Consider the following 17,757-nt stretch of genomic DNA (forward strand, 5'->3'; position numbering starts at 1 on the left):
AGGTCCGGCGGTGTCCCGCTCCCCCTGTGCGGGCCGCCGCCGGACCCGTCAGCGCCTCCCTCGGTCGCCGTCCGCTCCCCCGACGGCCGAGGGCCGCCTGACAGCCGTGGGGCCCGTGCGACGACGGTCGGGCACCCCCACGGCCGAGGCGGTCGTACGAAAGGACGTGCAGTCCCACGTGGCAGCGCACCGCAAGCCCCGACAGCGCTCGCTCGGCGGCCAGACGGCCCGTACGGCGTTCACCCTCGCCCTCGCGGGCGCGGCGACCGCCACGGCCTTCGACGGAACCGGCCAGGCCGAGCCCCAGCTGACCACCGCACAGGTCGAGGTCAAGGTGGACAGGCTGTACCAGGAGGCGGAGACGGCCACCGAGCAGTACAACGGCGCGCAGGAGAAGGCCACCGCCGCCGAGCAGCGCCTTCGCACCCTGCGGGACGAGGCGGCCCGCAAGGAGGAGAAGCTCAACGCGGCGCGGGAGGCGCTGGGCACGATGGCGGCGGCGCAGTACCGCAGCGGCGGCCTCGACCCCGCCGTCCAACTGGCGCTCTCCGACGACCCCGACCAGTACCTCGACGGAGCCGCCTTCGCCGAACGCGCCGGCGACCGCCAGTCCGCCGCCGTCACCCGCGTGCGCCGGCAATTGCGCGAGATCGAGCAGCTGCGCGGCGCCGCCCGCCTCGAACTGTCCTCGCTCAAGGCCCGCAAGGCGGAGCTGAAGGAGCACAAGAGGACCGTCACCGACAAGCTCGCCGCGGCCCGCGGTCTGCTCTCCCGGCTGACGGCGGCGGAACGGGCCCGGGTCGCGGCCGACATGGGCGGCGGCACCGCGACGGCCGACCGCGCCTCACGCGCCTCCACCGGCGCCCGCGCCCCTCTCGAGGCGCCCGGCACGGCCACCGCCGCCGCACCCGACTCCCGGGCGGCGGCGGCCGTCTCCTTCGCCTACTCCAAGCTGGGCAGCCCCTACGTCTGGGGTGCCACCGGCCCGAACGCCTTCGACTGCTCGGGCCTGGTCCTGGCCGCCTACCGCTCCGCCGGGGTCTCCCTGCCCCGCACGACCTACGCCCAGATCGGCATCGGCCGACGCGTCTCCCGCTCCGAACTGCGCCCCGGCGACCTGGTCTTCTTCTACTCCGGCATCACCCACGTCGGCCTGTACATCGGCAACGGCCGGATGATCCACGCCCCGAACCCCTCGGCCCCGGTACGCATCGCCCCCATCGACGAGATGCCCTTCGCGGGCGCGACGCGGGTGGTGTGAGGAGACCGCGTGGTGGGTCATGACCGTGCCATGACCGCGGGGGTCACACCAGCCGTCGGGCCGTCGCCCAGCGCGTCAGCTCATGACGGTTGGACAGCTGAAGCTTGCGGAGCACCGCCGACACATGGGACTCGACCGTCTTCACCGAGATGAACAGCTGCTTGGCGATCTCCTTGTACGCGTAGCCGCGGGCGATGAGGCGCAGGACCTCGCGCTCGCGCTGGGTGAGCCGGTCGAGGTCCTCGTCGACCGGCGGGGCATCGGTGGAGGCGAAGGCGTCCAGGACGAACCCGGCGAGGCGCGGCGAGAAGACCGCGTCGCCCTCCTGCACCCGGAAGATCGAGTCGACCAGATCGGTACCGGTGATCGTCTTGGTGACATAGCCGCGGGCCCCTCCGCGGATCACCCCGATCACATCCTCCGCCGCGTCCGAGACGGACAGGGCGAGGAAACGCACCGGCTGCTCGGTGTCGGCCATCAACGAGGCACAGCGGCGCAGCACTTCGACCCCGCCGCCGCCGGGCAGATGGACGTCGAGCAGCACCACCTCGGGCCGGGTCGCGGTGATGACGGTGACGGCCTGGTCGACGTCCGCCGCCTCGCCGACGACCTCGACGCCCGTCTGCTCGGTCTGGCCGATCTCGGCCTGCACACCGGTGCGGAACATACGGTGGTCGTCGACCAGCACCACCCGCACGCGCCGCCCGCCCGTGCTCTCGCCGGACGTTCGCCCAGGCTCGGACGTGTCCCCCGCTGCCGCCGCCGCGTTCGTCTCGGTCGGGTCGCTCATGACGTCCTCTCCACCCTCTCCATCTCCAGCTCGACCTCCGTGCCGCCGTCCGGCACCGCCCGCAGCCGGGCCGTGCCGCCGTTGCGCTCCATACGGCCGATGATCGATTCTCTAACGCCCATGCGGTCGGCGGGTATCGAGTCCAGGTCGAAGCCGGGGCCCCGGTCCCGGACGGACACGAAGACCGTCCTGCCCTCGACTTCGGCGTACACCTGCACGGCGCCGCCCTCGCCACCGTACTTGGCGGCGTTCACCATCGCCTCGCGCGCGGCCTGCATCTGGGCCCCGACCCGCTCGTCCAGGGGCCCGTCGCCGACGACCACGACCTCGATGGGGACGCCGTGCTTGTCCTCCACCTCGGCGGCGTTGCGCCGGACCGCCTCGGCGACCGTGGTGGGCTCGTCCTCCTCGTCCTTGCCGGTGCCCTCCGGTTTGTAGAGCCAGGTGCGCAGGTCGCGCTCCTGGGCGCGGGCGAGACGGCGGACCTCGCCCGCGTTCTCCGCGTTGCGCTGGATCAGGGTCAGGGTGTGCAGCACGGAGTCGTGGACATGGGCGGCGACCTCGGCCCGCTCCTGGGCCCGGATCCGCATCAGACGCTCCTCGGAGAGGTCCTGGGTCATCCGGACCAGGTAGGGCCCGGCGAGGAGGGTGATGCCGACGAGGACGGCGAGCGCGGCCTGGAGGACCGAGCCGAGGTGGGCGGCCGAGCCCTGGAGGACGAAGATGCCGGAGACACCGGCGGTGACGAGGAGGACGCCGGCGCCGGCCCGCAGCAAAGTCAGCGTGCGGCGTCTGCGCCCCACCTCGACCCAGCGGGCCCGGCGGGCGTTGTCCGCCTGGCGCCAGACGAGGGCGACACCCGCGCCGACCAGGACGGCGGGCAGGAGATAGGCCTTGGCGCCGCTGCCCAGATTCACATTGCCGACGAAGACCAGCGCGACGACGACCATCAGGAGCAGGGCGACGATCTGGCCCCGGTCCGGCTTGCGGGGGACGAGTCTGCGGCGGCCGTCGGGCGCGGTCTCGGTGGAGACCAGGGACGGCGGCCTCTGGTCTCCGACGCCCCCGACGCCGAGGGGCACGAAGAACCAGAAGGCCGCGTAGAGCAGGGCGCCGAGGCCGTCCGCCATGAACAGGCCGACGAAGACGAGCCGCACCCATACGACGGGCAGCCCGAGATGCCCGGCGAGCCCCCGCGCCACGCCACCCAGCCAGCGTCCGTCGCTGCTGCGGTAGAGCTTGCGCGGCGGCCGCGGTTCGACGAGTGGCGCTGCTGCGGCTTCCGGCATGCCAACGATGGTCACACAGCGTGCGGGGCCGGGCATCAGGGTCCACCCCCGAGACGCCCCTGATCTTCGGCCCGGGCGCAGGTCGAACGCCTCCCGGGCGTCGGCTCAGGGCCGATATCAGGGTCCGACCAGGGTCGTTCCGACTGCCGCCGGGGCCGCGGGCCCGCCACCATGGTCCCATGGCACATCACCAGCACGCCGCGGACGCCGTGCCCGACGGGGGCACCGCGCCCGACGCGGCCGCCCCGTCCACCGGCGCCCACGACGCCGCGGGTGAGAAACCTCGCGCGCACGGCCGGGCGGGCCCGCCCTCGCACGAAGACAGCGGAGACAGCGGAGACAGCGGCGGAGACAGCGGAGACAGGGGCGGAGACAGCGGGCGCAGCGCAGAATTCGCAGACCACAGCGACCACAGCGACCGCAGCGACCACGAAGACAAGGGAGCGGACGGTATGTCCGAGGGGCCGGGCCGGGGCGACGAGGCCCTCACCGCCGCGGCGCAGTCGACCGCCCGGCCGGGTGCCGAGGGCGCCGAAGGCGCCGAAGGCGCCGAAACGCCCGGCAGGTTCCGGCGCGACCGGCAGTACAAGATGCTGGCCGGGGTGTGCGCGGGGCTGGGGCGGCACTACGACATGGACCCGGTGATCTTCCGGATCACGCTCGCGGTGCTCTCCGCGACGGGCGGCATCGGTCTCATCTTCTACGGGTTCGCGTGGCTGTTCGTCCCCTACTCCGACGACGAGCAGCACGAGGTGCGCAAGCTGCTGACCGGCCGGGTCGACGGCCAGGCCCTGGCGGCCGTGCTGTTCGCGCTGGTCGGCTGCGGGGTGTTCCTGTCGATGCTGAACAACGGCAGTGTGCTGACCTTCGCCGTGGTGCTCTCGCTCCTGCTCGCGGGGGCCGGGTACTGGTCGCGGCAGCGGGGCTTGCCCGACCCCGATCCGCTCGCGGCGCAGGCCGTCGCCGACGCCCCGCCGGAGGCCCAGGCACCGCCGGTCCCGGCCGCCTACCCCTCCTGGTGGCGGGACCCCATCGTCAAGGACGGCACCCATGTCGGCGGCACCGGTTATCTCTGGGGTCCGCAGGATCCCCGGCAGCGGGACATCGCGGCGGCGGTCAATGTCGGCCTCGCCGGCCGCCCGGTCGCCCGCGAGCACATACGCGTCCCGCCCGGCCGCTCCCCCGCTCCGCGCGGCCCGCGCTGGACGGGCGGCTGGGTGTTCCTGCTGGCCCTGCTCGCGGGTGGGCTCGTCACCCGGCTCACCTGGGACGACCATCCGCTGGGCGCCAGCCTGCAGGCCGGGCTGGCCACCGCGCTCATCGTGCTCGGCGCGGGGATAGCGGTCAGTTCGTTCCTGGGACGCACCGGCGCGGGGTCGGTGTTCCTGGCGTTGGTCATCGCCGGACTGCTGGCGGGTTCGACGGTCCTGCCCAGGGACGTGAGCACGCACTGGGTCGACCGGACCTGGCGGCCGGCGGCGGTGTCGGAGGTGCGGGGTGCCTACGACCTCGGCACCGGTGACGCGACGCTGGACCTGTCCCGGCTGGACGTGGCCCCAGGGCAGACGGTCCGCACGAACGCGGAGGTGGGGGTGGGCCGGCTGCGGGTGGTCCTGCCGCCGGACGCGACAGTGCGGCTGAGCATCGACGTGGGGCTGGGCGATGTCCAGCTGCCCGGCGAGAACAAGGAGGACGTGGACGTGGAGCCGGGCAAGCACAGGGCGGTGACGCTGCCGCCGGTTCCGGGCGGCAAGGACACGGCCGGGACGCTCGACCTGGACCTCCAGGTCGGGGTGGGACAGGCGGTGGTGAGCCGTGCTGCGTCATGAGTTCCAGCCCGGCAGGCTGATCGCGGGCGGCTTCTTCACCCTCGCGGGGGTCGTCTACGCAGGTGACGCGGGCGGGCTCTGGGAGACGCCGTGGTTCGCGGTCGTCCCTCTCGTCGTGGTCGGCCTCTGCCTGGCCGGGGTGGCGGGGATCGTGGCCCGGTCCCTGCGCAGACGGCGCCGGACCGGCCGGGACACCGCACCCGCCACCGGGACCGAGGCCGGGAGCACGGGAGCGCATCCCGGCGGCGGACCGGGGTGAGGCGAGGTCAGTCCAGGCCGCCTGCTCGTTGCCGGCGCCGGCTGTGCCAGAGCGCGTCGAGCGAGAGGTAGGGGGCGCCCGCAAGGACGAGGGGGAGCCAGGCCATCAGGTAGATGAGGTCGTTGCCGTAGTAGTACGGGTCGGAGGCCCAGCTGACCGTGAGCCAGAGGGAGAGGGAGATCAGCGCGCCGCCGAGAGCGGCGAGCCGGGTGAGGAGGCCGAACAGGGCGCCGAGGCCGACGGCGAGCTCGCCGAGGGCGATGGCGTAACCGAAGCCGACCGGGTTCTTCAGGGCCAGGTCGACCAGGGCGGGGATGGCCGAGGAGTCACGGACGGCACGCATGGTGTCGCCGATCGAGCCCGCGCCGCCGTCCTTCATGAAGGCGCTGTCGGTGAGTTTGTCGATACCGGCGTAGATGAAGGTGACGCCCAGGAAGATCCGCAGAGGAAGGAGCGCGTAGTGGGCGGCGGTGTCCCGCCAGCCCCGGCCGCCGCCCTGGAGGTAGGGGGGATAGGTGTCCGTCCGCATGCCGTGAGTCATCGCCCGTAGCCGCCTCTCGCCCTGAGTGGTGGTACCCCTCAACAGACCATACGTACGAAATGGGGGGTGCGCTCAATTGTCCGCACAGCAGGTGGTTCCCCCCGGTTTCACTCCGCCCGAGCGTTCACTTCGGCCGGGCGGGGTGGTTGTCGGGCGGGCGGCGGACGGTTCTACTCGGTGACGTCGATCAGGTAGCGGTTGGTCTCCACGCCCGCCGCGGTGACGACCTGGACCTCCAGCCGGCCGGGTTCGACGTCGACGGGGACGGGGACGGTGAGGACGGCGTCGGTGGGGTTGCTGAAGCCGCCGGCGACCGGGACGAGGGGGACGTGGACATGGACCGGACCGATGCGGACGACCATGCGGGAGAGGCGGTCGGCGGTCTGGGCGCCGGGCGGGACGAAGCCGGCGCCGCGGATCTCGATGTCGTCGCCGGTGCGGATGGGCGCGTCGAGATCGCCGGCCTCACGGGAGCGGACGACGGAGAGGATGACGGGGCGGCCGCCCTCGGCGTACTTGCCGGCGAGGTAGGTCGCGGCCGAGACCAGGACCACGACCGCGAGTCCCCAGGGCAGGTCGGGGAGCTGGTCCGGGCGGCGGGCGAGGCGGGTCGCGGCGAAGGCCAGGGCGACGGCGCTGATGACGACGTACTGGATGTCGGCGAAGGTGCCGCGGCCGGAGTCGTCGGTGAGGAGGTCGGCGGCTCGGGGGCGGTGGGCGCGGACCTTCTGGAGCCGCTGGGCGAGGACCCTCAGGCCCACCACCCGGCGGACGAGGACCGCGATGCCGCAGACCACGGCGAGGACGGTCACGACACCGGCGCCGCGGGCGAGGTCGAGGCCGGAGATGAGGGCGTCGCGTTCGGTGTGGCTCGAGGCGGCGGCGAGGCGGCCGACGAGGACGAGGACCGCGTAGGAGAGGAGGAGGACCCAGGCGGCGGCGACCGCGCGGGAGGTGGAGAGGCGGTTGTCCTCGCCGATGACGGGGGCGAGGGCGCCGCCGCGGGCCCGGTGGAACCAGGAGGCGGTGGTGAGGGCGCCGGCCACGAGGAGGGCGGCGAGGAGTCCGGCGGTGCGGGCCGATGTCCAGCCCGCGCCGATGGCGGTGACGGCCTGGACGAGGAGGAGCAGCACGACCACCGCCCAGACGGTGGTGGCGGTGCGCAGCCACAGGCGGGACAGCCAGACCTCGCCCTCGGCGCGGCCGCGTTCGGCGACGAGTTCCGCCGACTGGGTGAGTTCCTCGGAGACCCATTGGCGGGAGGCCGAGGCGGAGTGGGCGACGGCGGCGGGGAGACCCTGGCCGGCGGCGAACTCGTCGCGTTGGTGCAGGAACGCGGCGACCGCGCGCCGGTGTCCCTCGCGGGCGCCGTGCGGGCAGTCCCCGCAGGTGCAGCCGCCGTCGTGGGGGCCCGCGCCCGTGCCCGGGTGCGCGCCCTGTCTCGCCTCCTGTACCGCCACGTCCGACGCCCGCCTTCCCCGTGACCCGAACGAGCGGCGGCCTGTGCGGGACCCGTTGTGGATCCCGGCCGCCGCACTGCTGACAACTCCCCCGCGATGACAGCGAATTGTGCCCTATCGCACACGGTCCGGTTTCGGCAGGTCTGGTCAGAGCGGGTGAAGGAGGGAGGGGCCGTGTTGACCCGGCTGCCAGAATTGTCCGTATGGCCGAGATCATCCAGCGCGACGGGGGCTGGGACTTCGACGGGACGGCGGTGCGGATCAGGCCGGGGCTGCACCGTTCCGTGCCGCTGTTCCGGCGGGCGTACGGGGAGATCGTCGTGCCGTTGGAGGCGGTCGCCGGGGTCGTGTACGAGCCGGAGCGGCGGCGGGGGCGGCTGCGGATGTGGCTGAGGGAGGGGGCGGATCCGCTGGTGCAGGCGACGGGCGGGCGGCTTCCGGAAGGCGCGGATCCGTACCGGCTGCTGGTGGACGTGGACCGTTGCGGGCTGGCGGAGTACGTCGTGGAGGAGATCCGGCACGCGCTGCTGCTGGACCAGGTGCCCAAGGAGCCCGCCCGGTCCTATCTGCTGCCGGGGCCGCCGGTCCCGGTGTCGGTGCGTTCCTCGGACGGCACGGTGTCCTTCGACGGATCGCGGGTGCGGATCGACTGGGCGGACACCTCGGACCGGGTGAAGCGCGCGAGGGGGCCGCTGATCCTCGGGGTGGGGGACCTGGTCCGGGTGGAGTGGTTGCCCAACTCGGGGCACGAGGGCGGCTTCCTGCGGTTCGTGACCCGGGAGACGGTGTGCGCGAGGCTGCCGGCCGAGAAGGATCCGTATGCGCTGGATCTGTGGGGCGGTGTGCAGCGGGATCTGCTGACCGCGCTGGTGGCGACGGCGGTGACGGCGCGGATGCCGCACCCCTCGGCGTGGGCGGACGCCCAGGGCGCGGACCGGCCGCGGCGGTGGGCGGCCGCCGTCCCCGCCCAGGCCGACCCCCATGACGAACTGTTGCGCAGGCTGCGGGAGCTGGGCGAGCTGTACCGGGACGGGGTGCTGACGGACGAGGAGTTCACGCGGACGAAGGCCGCGCTGCTGCGCGGCTTCAAGGAGGGGCCTAGCTCAGCAGGTCCGGTTCGCTGCGGCTGATGTCCTGCCAGAGGGGCTGGTAGTTGATCCAGGCCACGAGGTCGCCGCCGAGTTGTTCGCGGGTGGCGACGGCCGCGCGGTGGTCGATCAGCAGGGGGCGGCCGGCGGCGCGGGCGGTGAGCTGGACCTGGCTGGAGCGTTCCATGGACAGGAACCACCAGGCGGCCGCGTCGACCGAGTCCCCGACGGTGAGCAGGCCGTGGTTGCGCAGGACGAGCGCCTTGCGGGAGCCGAGGGCCCTCGCGATGCGCCGGCCCTCCTCGGCGTCCACGGCGACCCCGGTGTAGGCGTCGTACAGGGCGTGGTCCTCGTAGAAGGCGCAGCTCTCCTGGGTGAGGGGGTCGAGGAGTTCGCCGAGGGCGGCGAGGGCGCGGCCGTACACCGAGTGGCAGTGGGCGACGGCGACGACGTCCGGGCGGGCGGCGTGGACCTGGGCGTGGACGGTGAAGGCGGCCTGGTTGACGTGGTAGCCGCCCTCGACGACCTGGCCGTCGGAGTTGGCCAGAACCAGGTCACTGACGGTGACGTGCTTGAACGGCATGCCGAACGGGTTGACCCAGAAGCAGTCGCTGTACTCCGGGTCGCGTGCGGTGATGTGGCCGGACACGCCGTCCTCGAAGCCGAGGCGGCCGAAGATGCGTACGGCGCCCGCCAGGCGTTCCTTGCGGTGCCGGCGCTCGTCCTCGACCGTGTCGTGCATCGGCGGCATCGCGAAGTTCAGCCGGTCGGTGGGCAGCGGGGCAGGCGGCGTGGGCCCGTGCATCGGTCCTCCAGCACTGGGTGGGTGTACGGGCGGAAGTTACCCTCGGTCAGCGCAGGAGAACAGGCTTGTGGGGCAAAGATGACGCGCGTCCGACGAACGCGACAGGAATACGACAGGAGATGTCCTGTATCGGGTTCACACTGCGGGTATGACAGCGCACAGCACAGCGGTTGACTGGGCGGCCTTCGCCGCGGCCGAACCCGCTCTCGCGCGGACCGTCGAGGAGCGGTTCGGCGCGTTCACCCATCATGTTCTGGCCACTCTGCGCAAGGACGGCTCTCCGCGGACCACGGGGCTGGAGGTCCGGTTCCTGGACGGGGAGCTGTGGTTCGGCATGATGCCGGACTCGGTCAAGGCGCTCGATCTGCGGCGCGATCCGCGTTTCGCGCTCCAGGCCAACCCGGGCGAGGGCACGGGGATGGGCGGCGGCGACGTACGGATCGCGGGGCGGGCGGTGGAGGTCGAGGATCCGGCGGTGAAGGGGGCGTACCGCGAAGAGGTGGAACCGCCGGAGCCGTTCCACCTCTTCCGCACCGAGCTGACGGAGGTCGTCAGGACCTACGTCGAGGACGAGACGTATCTCGTCGTGCAGGTCTGGCAGCCCGGTGCGGGGCTGCGCGTCGTCAAGCGCAGGTGATCCCGGGGAGGGACCGGATGCCGGTCCCGGGGACCTACTCCCACTCGATGGTGCCCGGGGGCTTGGAGGTGACGTCGAGGACGACGCGGTTGACGTCCCGTACCTCGTTGGTGATCCGGGTGGAGATCTTCGCGAGGACGTCGTACGGCAGCCGCGACCAGTCGGCGGTCATGGCGTCCTCGGAGGAGACGGGGCGCAGCACGATCGGGTGGCCGTAGGTGCGGCCGTCGCCCTGGACGCCGACGCTGCGGACGTCCGCGAGCAGGACGACCGGGCACTGCCAGATGTCGCGGTCGAGGCCGGCGGCGGTGAGTTCCTCGCGGGCGATCGCGTCGGCGTCGCGGAGGAGGTCGAGCCGCTCCTTCGTCACCTCGCCGACGATCCGGATGCCGAGGCCGGGCCCGGGGAAGGGCTGGCGCTGGACGATCTCCTCCGGCAGGCCGAGCTCCTGGCCGACCATGCGGACCTCGTCCTTGAAGAGCTTGCGGAGGGGCTCGATGAGCTTGAACTCCAGGTCCTCGGGGAGGCCGCCGACGTTGTGGTGGGACTTGATGTTGGCGGTGCCGGTGCCGCCGCCGGACTCGACGACGTCCGGGTAGAGCGTGCCCTGGACCAGGAACTCCACCGCCGGGCCCTCGTCCGCGATGATCTCGGCCTGGGCCTGCTCGAAGACGCGGATGAACTCGCGCCCGATGGTCTTGCGCTTCTCCTCGGGGTCGGAGATGCCCTTGAGCGCGGTGAGGAAGCGCTCCTCGGCGTCGACGACGACCAGCTTGACGCCGGTCGCGGCCACGAAGTCCTTCTCGACCTGCTCGGTCTCGCCCTTGCGCATCAGGCCGTGGTCGACGTAGACGCAGGTCAGCTGGTCGCCGATGGCGCGGGCGACGAGGGCCGCGGCCACGGCGGAGTCGACGCCGCCGGAGAGACCGCAGATGGCGCGCTTGTCGCCGACCAGCTCACGGATCGCGGAGACCTGCTCCTCGATCACGTTGCCCGTGGTCCAGGTGGGCTTCAGGCCGGCGCCGCGGTAGAGGAAGTGCTCCAGGACCTGCTGGCCGTGCGTGGAGTGCATGACCTCGGGGTGGTACTGGACGCCGTAGAGCTTCTTCTCGTCGTTCTCGAAGGCGGCGACCGGGACGACGTCGGTGGACGCGGTGACGGTGAAGCCCTCGGGGGCGGCGGAGCAGGCGTCGCCGTGCGACATCCATACGTGCTGCTCGGCCGGGGTGCCCTCGAAGAGGGTGGAGGACGTCCGGGAGACGTGCAGATCCGTACGGCCGTACTCGCGGGAGCCGGTGTTGTCGACCGTGCCGCCGAGGGTCTGGGCCATCAGCTGGAAGCCGTAGCACATGCCGAAGACGGGGACGCCGGCCTCGAACAGCTCGCGGCCGAGGCGGGGGGCGCCCTCCTCGTACACGGACGAGGGGCCGCCGGAGAGGATGATCGCCGCCGGGTTCTTGGCGAGCATCTCCTCGACCGGCATGGTGCTCGGCACGATCTCGCTGTAGACCCGGGCCTCGCGGACTCGGCGGGCGATGAGCTGGGCGTACTGCGCGCCGAAGTCGACGACCAGGACGGTGTCGGGGGCGGTGGCAGCGGGAGTCGCTGTGGACACGGGGGCCTTCCGGCGGTGGGGCGGGGGTCTGTGTGTACGCCGATTCTACCGAGGCGGCCGTCCGAACGGTCCCGTCCCCCGGGGGCTCCGCCCCCGGCCCTCGGGCACCGCGTGGGCGGCTGTGGCATACTCCCCTCCATGCGCAAGCTTCCGACCTTCCTCTTTACCTATGGCGACCGGCCCACCGGCTGCCATGGTCGTGCTGCTTGAGCAACTGACAAGCGACTTCCCAGGCGCCCCGGGCCGACAAGGTCCGGGGCGCCTGGCGTTTTCCGGGGTTGTCGGTCCGGGGCCCACCCGACACCCACCCCACCAGGAGTCCCCATGACCGCCCTCGACGTGACCGGCGCCCGTACCCCCGAGGCCGCCGATGTGATCACCGGTGCGCGGGAGCGCATCGACGCCCTCGACGACCGGATCATCGGGCTGATCCAGGAACGGGCGGCGGTGTCCGCCGTCATCCAGGAGGCCCGCATCACCTCCGGCGGCCGGCGCGTGAACCTCTCCCGCGAGATGGACGTGCTCGGCCACTACAGGGAGGCGCTGGGCAAGCCCGGGACCGCCCTCGCGATGACCCTGCTGGAGCTGTGCCGGGGTCGTATCTGAGTTCGGGCGCCGTCTCACCCGTACGGCGCGTGACCGCCGCCGGGTCCGTTTCGTTGGTCCCGGTGTCCGTTCCAGCCAGGTGCGGGCCCGGAAGTACCACGCGTGGCTCACTGGAGCGATGAGGCGGACGGATCGTGCCGTGCGTCGTGGGACCTCGCTCCAGGTAAGTGACCGGACGGCAGGGGACAGCAGCCCGGTCACCCAAGAGAACGGTCGGCCTCGGGGACGCCCGGGGCCGACCGGCGGACTTGGCAAAGATGCACAAGAACCGGGTCGAAAGGTTGCGGGCGCCGCGTTCATCCAGCACGATGCAGACAAAGCCCCCACCGCTCCTCGTCCCGTCCCGGCCGACGCTCTTGTCCAGCTTGTGTCCCGGACGACTTTCAGAGGTCCAGACCACTAGTGCGGCGCAATCCCCCGGCGCCGCCTCCCAGGCACCGGCGCTGCCCTGACGCCGGTGCTGACGAAAGAAGGGCCTCGCGGATCCGCCCCGCGGGGCCCTTCGTCGTACCCGCGGCCACAGGTCGTACCCACCGCCCCAGGATGAGTGATGCAGATCACATAAGAATCTTGTGAAGTCAGGACAACGATTCACCGGACCCACGGGTCACACCAGGCGACACAAGGGTCACGCCTGCGCCCCGCATTCGCAGAAGACCTCCCCCTACAGTCGATCTCCCGAGGTCTTCATGAAGCTCCGCCGGACTCTCCTCACCGCCGCCGCGACAGCCGCCATGGTGCCGCTCGCCCTGCTCTCCGCGCCGGGAGCGTTCGCAGAGGAGTCCGCCTCGCCGTCGGCGAGAGCCTCCGGGTCCGCGACCGCCGCCGCGCCGGACCAGGACGCCGTGGACACGTCGAGCCCGTCCGGCTCCGCGTCCGCCACCACCTCTCCCTCGGCGACCCCGTCGCAGACGGGCAGCGCCTCCGGCTCCCCGTCCGGCTCGGCCTCGCAGTCCTCCTCCTCGGCGAGCGCCTCGGCCTCCGCGAGCGCCTCTGCGGGCGCGTCCGCGAGCGAGAAGCCCTTCGACCCGTTCACGGACTGCAAGGCCTTCGAGCTGGACGAGAACCTCACCGCGCAGATCAAGGGACTGCCGAACAAGATCGTGGCCGGTTCGGGCTGGCACGACTTCACCTTCAAGGTCAAGAACGACTCCGACCAGGACCTGACGAACGTCTACATCGACGCGTTCCTCGAGTACGGCGACGACAACGACGCCTGGCTGTCCGAGGGCCTCGCCGTCATCCAGGTCAAGGAGGACGGGAAGTGGACCGACGGCTTCCAGGACTCCTACGAGGACGAGAACGGCAAGCAGGTCAACGTCACCGGCTCCTTCGTCGGACTGCTCGACACCCTGGAGAAGCACAGCTCCAGCACGCTCGACCTGCGCGTGAAGGTCAAGGCGTCGGCCCCGGCCGGCTCGTCGTTCGCACTGAGCGAGGCGATCTACGCGGGCAAGGACGCCACCTGCCACGGCAACGGCGACTTCTACGACGTGAAGATCCTCGCCGCCGGCAGCGACGCGGGTGACGTCGGCGACGCCGAGCCGAACGGCCAGAAGCCCGACACCGACGACGGCACCCGCGCCCAGGGCGGCGCCAGGCCGATCGACGGCGCCCTCGCCTCCACCGGCTCCGACTCCTCGCTCCCCGTCATCGGGCTGGTCGGCGGTGTCGCCGTCCTCGCCGGTGCGGGAGCGGTCGTCGCGGTCCGGCGCCGCAGGACCACCGGCGCGCACGCGTAAGGCGCCGCCCGGTACAGCGAGAGGGACCTGTGCTCGGAGGGGGGTGCAGGTCCCTTTCGCCTGCCCGCCGACGGCCTGCCGGGTCCTACGGCTTCTTCGGGGGCACCGCCGGCATCCCCAGGAAGGGCAGGCGCAGCGCGCCGAACGCCTCCGCCGGGACCGCCGGGGTCCGCGGCTCCACCGGCTTCAGGCGCTCGTACGCCGCTCCCTGCGCCGGACGCGGGTCCGCCTCGCCCTTGTTCGGCCAGTACGACATCGCCCGCTCGGCCTGGGCGGTGATCGTGAGGGAGGGGTTGACGCCCAGGTTCGCCGAGACCGCGGCGCCGTCGACGACCGAGATGCCGGGGTGGCCGTAGAGGCGGTGGTACGGGTCGATGACCCCGGTCTCCCGGGAGTCGCCGATCGGACAGCCGCCGAGGAAGTGGGCGGTGAGCGGGGTGCCCATCAGCTCGCCCACGTTGGAGCCGGCGAAGCCGTTGATGTCGGCGGCGAGCGCGGTTGCCGCCTCGGAAGCGGCCCTGATCTGCTTCGGGTTGGGCGCGCCGTGGCCCTGGCGGGCCGTCAGCAGCCCCTTGCCGACGCCCGTCTGCTTCAGGTACGTCGTCAGCGAGTTGTCCAGCGACTGCATCACCAGGCCGATGATGGTCCGCTCCGACCAGCGCCGGTTGGACAGCGAGCGCAGGACGAGCAAGGGGTGCCGGGCGGCGTGGGCGAGCCAGCCGGCCACCCGGGAGGAGCCCTCCGCGTACGGGACCTGGAGGATGGACAGGCCGCCCATGGAGTTGGAGCCCTTGCCGTAGCGGACCGGCTCGATGTGGGTGTTCTCGTCCGGGTGGATGGAGGAGGTGATGGCGACGCCGCGGGTGAAGTCGGCCTTCGGCGCGCCGGTCGCCCGGCGGTAGCGGCGGTCGTCGGTCTGGGCGCCGACCAGCGCCTCGGAGTTGGTCCGGGTCAGCTCGCCGAGCCGGTCGGACAGGTAGGGCAGTTGTCGGTTCGCCTTCATGCGGTGCAGCAGACTCTGGGTGCCGTAGGTGCCGGCCGCGAGGACGACCCGGCGGGCCTTGAAGGTGCGGCCCTCGGCGCGGCGGCGCTCGTCGGTCGGGAGGGTCGCCACCGCGTACCCGCCCTGGGAGTCGTCCGTGACCGACACGACCGTGGTCATCGGGTGGACGACCGCGCCCGCCCGCTCGGCGAGGTACAGGTAGTTCTCGTTGAGGGTGTTCTTCGCGCCGTGCCGGCAGCCGGTCATGCACTCGCCGCACTCGGTGCAGGCGTTGCGGTCGGGGCCCGCGCCGCCGAAGTAGGGGTCGGCGACCCGCTCGCCCGGTTTCGCCCGCGCGGCGCCGTCCGCGTCCTCGCCGTCGCCGAAGAACACGCCGACCGGTGCGAGGTGGAAGGTGTCGGCGACGCCCATCCGCTCGGCGGCCGCCTTCAGGTGCACGTCGGAGGGGGTGGTCGTGGGGTTGAGCCGTACGCCGAGCATGCGGCGCGCCTGGTCGTAGTACGGGCTCAGTTCCTCCTGCCAGTCGGTGATGTCCCGCCACTGGGGGTCGTCGAAGAAGGCCTTCGGCGGGACGTAGAGGGTGTTGGCGTAGTTCAGGGAACCGCCGCCGACGCCCGCGCCCGCCAGGACCATGACGTTGCCGAGGAGGTGGATGCGCTGGATGCCGTAGCAGCCGAGCTTGGGGGCCCAGAGGTAGTTCCTGAGGTCCCAGGAGTTCTTGGGGAGGTTCTCGCGGGTGAAGCGGCGGCCGGCCTCCAGGACGCCGACCGTGTAGCCCTTCTCCGTGAGGCGCAGGGCGGTCACGGAACCGCCGAAGCCGGAGCCCACGACGAGGACGTCGTAGTCGTAGGTGTCCTGGGGCACGATTGCTCCTCTTCGCGTGTCCGTGCGGGGGGTACGAGGTAGGTCGGCTACCCGAGCCGGAGTGCCTTCATCACCCGCAGGCTCGCGCTCATGAACGCGGCGTACTTCTCGTCGTCCATCCCCAGCGCCGGCGCCATCGGCAGCAGCCGCTGCTGGGCCACCGTCTGGGCCTCCGTGTACTTGAGGATGCCCTCCGCGCCGTGGCGGCGGCCGAGGCCGGAGTCCTTCATGCCGCCCATCGGGGACTGGACGCTGCCGTAGGCGGGGGCGTAGCCCTCGTTGACGTTGACCGTGCCGGTGCGCAGGCGGGCGGCGACCTCGGCGCCGCGGCGGGCGTTCCTGGTCCAGACGGAGGAGTTCAGGCCGTACGGCGTGGCGTTGGCGAGGGCGACCGCCTCGTCGTCGGTCGTGAAGCGGTAGATCGAGACGACCGGGCCGAAGGTCTCCTCGCCGCACACCGCCATGGGCTCGGTGACGCCGTCGAGGATGGTCGGCTCGTAGAAGTAGGGGCCGATGTCGGGGCGGGCCACTCCGCCCGCGACGACCTTCGCGCCCTTGGCCACGGCCTCCTCGACGTGCCGGGTCACGGTCTCCAGCTGGCGTTCGCCGACCAGGGAGCCCATGTCGGCGCCGTAGGCCAGGGAGTTGCCGAGGCGCATGCCCCGGGTACGGGTGGCGAAGCGCTCCAGGAAGGCGTCCGCGACCGACTCGTGGACGTAGAGCCGCTCGATGGAGATGCAGAGCTGGCCGGCGGAGGAGAAGCAGGCGCGGACGGCGCCCGCGGCGGCCTTCTCGATGTCGGCGTCGTCGAGGACCAGCATGGCGTTCTTGCCGCCGAGTTCGAGGGACACGCCGACCAGCCGGGCGGCGGCTCCTTGCGCGACCTCACGCCCTGTGCGGGTGGAGCCGGTGAAGGAGACGTAGTCGGCGTGCCGGACGACCTCGGGGCCGACGACCGGGCCCTCGCCGAGGACGACCTGGAAGACGTCGGCGGGCAGACCGGCCTCGATGAGGAGGTCACGGGCCCACAGCGCCGTCAGGCAGGTCTCCGTGTCCGGCTTCATGACGACCGCGTTGCCCGCGACGAAGGCGGGGAGCGCGTCGCCGACGGAGAGCTCCAGGGGGTAGTTCCAGGGGGCGATCTGGCCGACGACGCCGCGCGGGTGGCGCAGTTCGGTGACCTTGGTGAGGGTCGGCACGGCGCCGGCGTGCCGCTTGGGGCGCAGGTACGCGGCGGCCCGGCGGCCGTAGTGACGGGCGGCGACCGCGACGGCCTGGACCTCCTCGTGGGCGTGCAGGCGGGCCTTGCCGGTCTCCAGCTGGATGAGGTCGAGGACCTCGGCCTGACGGGCCAGGACCAGGTCGTGGAAGCGGAGCAGGACGGCGGCGCGCTCCCGTACGGGGGTCCGCGCCCACACGGCCTGGGCGGCGCGGGCCGCCTCGTAGGCCTTCACCACGTCCTCGGGGGTGGACTCGGGCAGGTCGGCGAGCTTCTCGCCGGTGAACGGCGTGTGGTTCGCGGTGCGGCCGGAGCCGACGACGCCCTTGGTCAGCTGGGCCACGAGCTGGGGGGTGACCACGTCGGCGGCGGTGCGGACCCCTGCGGGGGCGGGGGCGACGGGGTTGGTGCCTGCCGGGGCCGTGGCTGCCGCCGTGGCTGCCGTACCTGCCGTACCGGCCGTACCTGCTGCCGTACCTGCTGCCGCCGTATGTGCCGCATCTGCCGGGGTCGTCGCGCCGGCTGTGGTCGTCGTGCCTGCCGTGTTCGTCGTGCCGCTGCTGTCCGGGGCCTGCGAGTCCGTCATGACGCGCAGGGTATGCCGCGGGGAGGACTTTGGGTACCCGCGGGTAACGGGGATTCACCGACCGTCCACATGACGCCAGTGGCCACTGGCAACGAAGCCGCTGATCAGGGCACCGATCGGGGCACGGCGCGGTTCAGCGGCTCTCCAGCTCCAGGGAGGCGCG

15 protein-coding genes are annotated in these 17,757 nt (G+C 72.5%); 7 read left to right on the plus strand and 8 right to left on the minus strand.

All coding sequences use genetic code 11. From position 1 onward, the window contains the following. The first annotated feature begins 178 nt into the window (after positions 1–178). Positions 179–1,261, plus strand: a complete 1,083-nt coding sequence (locus AQJ58_RS12845) for a C40 family peptidase (protein WP_067249720.1) — start codon at positions 179–181, stop codon at positions 1,259–1,261. 43 nt (positions 1,262–1,304) lie between these two features. Here AQJ58_RS12845 and AQJ58_RS12850 read toward each other — a convergent pair whose 3' ends face one another. Continuing rightward, positions 1,305–2,051, minus strand: a complete 747-nt coding sequence (locus AQJ58_RS12850) for a LuxR C-terminal-related transcriptional regulator (RefSeq protein ID WP_067249023.1) — start codon at positions 2,049–2,051, stop codon at positions 1,305–1,307. Then, complete coding sequence (locus AQJ58_RS12855; protein WP_067249024.1) at positions 2,048–3,340, minus strand: ATP-binding protein; 1,293 nt, start codon at positions 3,338–3,340, stop codon at positions 2,048–2,050. The genes AQJ58_RS12850 and AQJ58_RS12855 overlap by 4 nt, the downstream gene beginning before the upstream one ends. A gap of 179 nt (positions 3,341–3,519) precedes the next feature. Here AQJ58_RS12855 and AQJ58_RS12860 point away from each other — a divergent pair, with 179 nt between their 5' ends. Together AQJ58_RS12860 and AQJ58_RS12865 are read left to right on the plus strand one after the other, a co-directional pair. After that, entirely contained in the window at positions 3,520–5,169 is a 1,650-nt protein-coding gene (locus AQJ58_RS12860) for a PspC domain-containing protein (protein WP_079078891.1), read from the plus strand. Beyond that, positions 5,156–5,428, plus strand: a complete 273-nt coding sequence (locus tag AQJ58_RS12865) for a hypothetical protein (RefSeq protein WP_067249029.1) — start codon at positions 5,156–5,158, stop codon at positions 5,426–5,428. Before AQJ58_RS12860 ends, AQJ58_RS12865 begins: the two co-directional genes overlap by 14 nt. Before the next feature lie 7 nt (positions 5,429–5,435). Here AQJ58_RS12865 and AQJ58_RS12870 read toward each other — a convergent pair whose 3' ends face one another. Next, entirely contained in the window at positions 5,436–5,969 is a 534-nt protein-coding gene (locus tag AQJ58_RS12870) for a DoxX family protein (protein WP_079078892.1), read from the minus strand. Positions 5,970–6,139: 170 nt separating this feature from the next. Further along, positions 6,140–7,429: a hypothetical protein gene (locus AQJ58_RS12875; protein ID WP_067249037.1), complete on the minus strand. Its 1,290-nt coding sequence runs from the start codon at positions 7,427–7,429 to the stop codon at positions 6,140–6,142. A 203-nt stretch (positions 7,430–7,632) separates the two neighbouring features. Here AQJ58_RS12875 and AQJ58_RS12880 point away from each other — a divergent pair, with 203 nt between their 5' ends. Beyond that, complete coding sequence (locus AQJ58_RS12880; protein WP_067249042.1) at positions 7,633–8,559, plus strand: DUF4429 domain-containing protein; 927 nt, start codon at positions 7,633–7,635, stop codon at positions 8,557–8,559. Here the strand turns inward: AQJ58_RS12880 and AQJ58_RS12885 are convergent. Next, positions 8,528–9,322, minus strand: a complete 795-nt coding sequence (locus tag AQJ58_RS12885; protein ID WP_067249045.1) for a class II aldolase/adducin family protein — start codon at positions 9,320–9,322, stop codon at positions 8,528–8,530. The genes AQJ58_RS12880 and AQJ58_RS12885 overlap by 32 nt on opposite strands. 148 nt (positions 9,323–9,470) lie before the next feature. Between AQJ58_RS12885 and AQJ58_RS12890 the strand changes: the two genes are divergently transcribed. Next, positions 9,471–9,959: a pyridoxamine 5'-phosphate oxidase family protein gene (locus AQJ58_RS12890; RefSeq protein WP_067249048.1), complete on the plus strand. Its 489-nt coding sequence runs from the start codon at positions 9,471–9,473 to the stop codon at positions 9,957–9,959. Positions 9,960–9,993: 34 nt separating this feature from the next. Here the strand turns inward: AQJ58_RS12890 and guaA are convergent, their stop codons facing one another. Next, on the minus strand, positions 9,994–11,574 hold the full coding sequence (gene guaA, locus AQJ58_RS12895) for a glutamine-hydrolyzing GMP synthase (protein WP_067249051.1): 1,581 nt from the start codon (positions 11,572–11,574) through the stop codon (positions 9,994–9,996). A 324-nt stretch (positions 11,575–11,898) separates the two neighbouring features. Here guaA and AQJ58_RS12900 point away from each other — a divergent pair, with 324 nt between their 5' ends. Then, complete coding sequence (locus tag AQJ58_RS12900; RefSeq protein WP_067249054.1) at positions 11,899–12,180, plus strand: chorismate mutase; 282 nt, start codon at positions 11,899–11,901, stop codon at positions 12,178–12,180. A gap of 689 nt (positions 12,181–12,869) precedes the next feature. Continuing rightward, the gene (locus AQJ58_RS12905) at positions 12,870–13,922 is read left to right on the plus strand and encodes an LPXTG cell wall anchor domain-containing protein (protein ID WP_067249056.1); all 1,053 of its coding nucleotides are present in this window, start codon (positions 12,870–12,872) and stop codon (positions 13,920–13,922) included. A gap of 85 nt (positions 13,923–14,007) precedes the next feature. On the opposite strand, the gene AQJ58_RS12910 is transcribed toward AQJ58_RS12905, so the two are convergent. Then, positions 14,008–15,789 carry a GMC family oxidoreductase N-terminal domain-containing protein gene (locus AQJ58_RS12910; protein ID WP_067249058.1) on the minus strand — a complete coding sequence of 594 codons (1,782 nt, stop codon included), beginning with the start codon at positions 15,787–15,789 and terminating at the stop codon, positions 14,008–14,010. 47 nt (positions 15,790–15,836) lie between these two features. Further along, positions 15,837–17,594, minus strand: coding sequence for a succinic semialdehyde dehydrogenase (locus AQJ58_RS12915; RefSeq protein WP_079078893.1), 1,758 nt, complete (start codon positions 17,592–17,594; stop codon positions 15,837–15,839). Positions 17,595–17,757: the final 163 nt, after the last annotated feature.

Origin of the sequence: Streptomyces sp. DSM 15324, from assembly GCF_001514285.1 — a bacterium.
In the GTDB taxonomy this organism is placed as follows: domain Bacteria; phylum Actinomycetota; class Actinomycetes; order Streptomycetales; family Streptomycetaceae; genus Streptomyces.

Bases quoted from the DNA above. Each gene is read 5' to 3' on its own strand.
- AQJ58_RS12850 (WP_067249023.1), bottom strand. From the start codon at position 2,051: ATGAGCGACCCGACCGAGACGAACGCGGCGGCGGCAGCGGGGGACACG.
- AQJ58_RS12855 (WP_067249024.1), bottom strand. From the start codon at position 3,340: ATGCCGGAAGCCGCAGCAGCGCCACTCGTCGAACCGCGGCCGCCGCGC.
- AQJ58_RS12860 (WP_079078891.1), top strand. From the start codon at position 3,520: ATGGCACATCACCAGCACGCCGCGGACGCCGTGCCCGACGGGGGCACC.
- AQJ58_RS12870 (WP_079078892.1), bottom strand. From the start codon at position 5,969: ATGACTCACGGCATGCGGACGGACACCTATCCCCCCTACCTCCAGGGC.
- AQJ58_RS12880 (WP_067249042.1), top strand. From the start codon at position 7,633: ATGGCCGAGATCATCCAGCGCGACGGGGGCTGGGACTTCGACGGGACG.
- AQJ58_RS12885 (WP_067249045.1), bottom strand. From the start codon at position 9,322: ATGCACGGGCCCACGCCGCCTGCCCCGCTGCCCACCGACCGGCTGAAC.
- AQJ58_RS12890 (WP_067249048.1), top strand. From the start codon at position 9,471: ATGACAGCGCACAGCACAGCGGTTGACTGGGCGGCCTTCGCCGCGGCC.
- AQJ58_RS12900 (WP_067249054.1), top strand. From the start codon at position 11,899: ATGACCGCCCTCGACGTGACCGGCGCCCGTACCCCCGAGGCCGCCGAT.
- AQJ58_RS12905 (WP_067249056.1), top strand. From the start codon at position 12,870: ATGAAGCTCCGCCGGACTCTCCTCACCGCCGCCGCGACAGCCGCCATG.
- AQJ58_RS12915 (WP_079078893.1), bottom strand. From the start codon at position 17,594: ATGACGGACTCGCAGGCCCCGGACAGCAGCGGCACGACGAACACGGCA.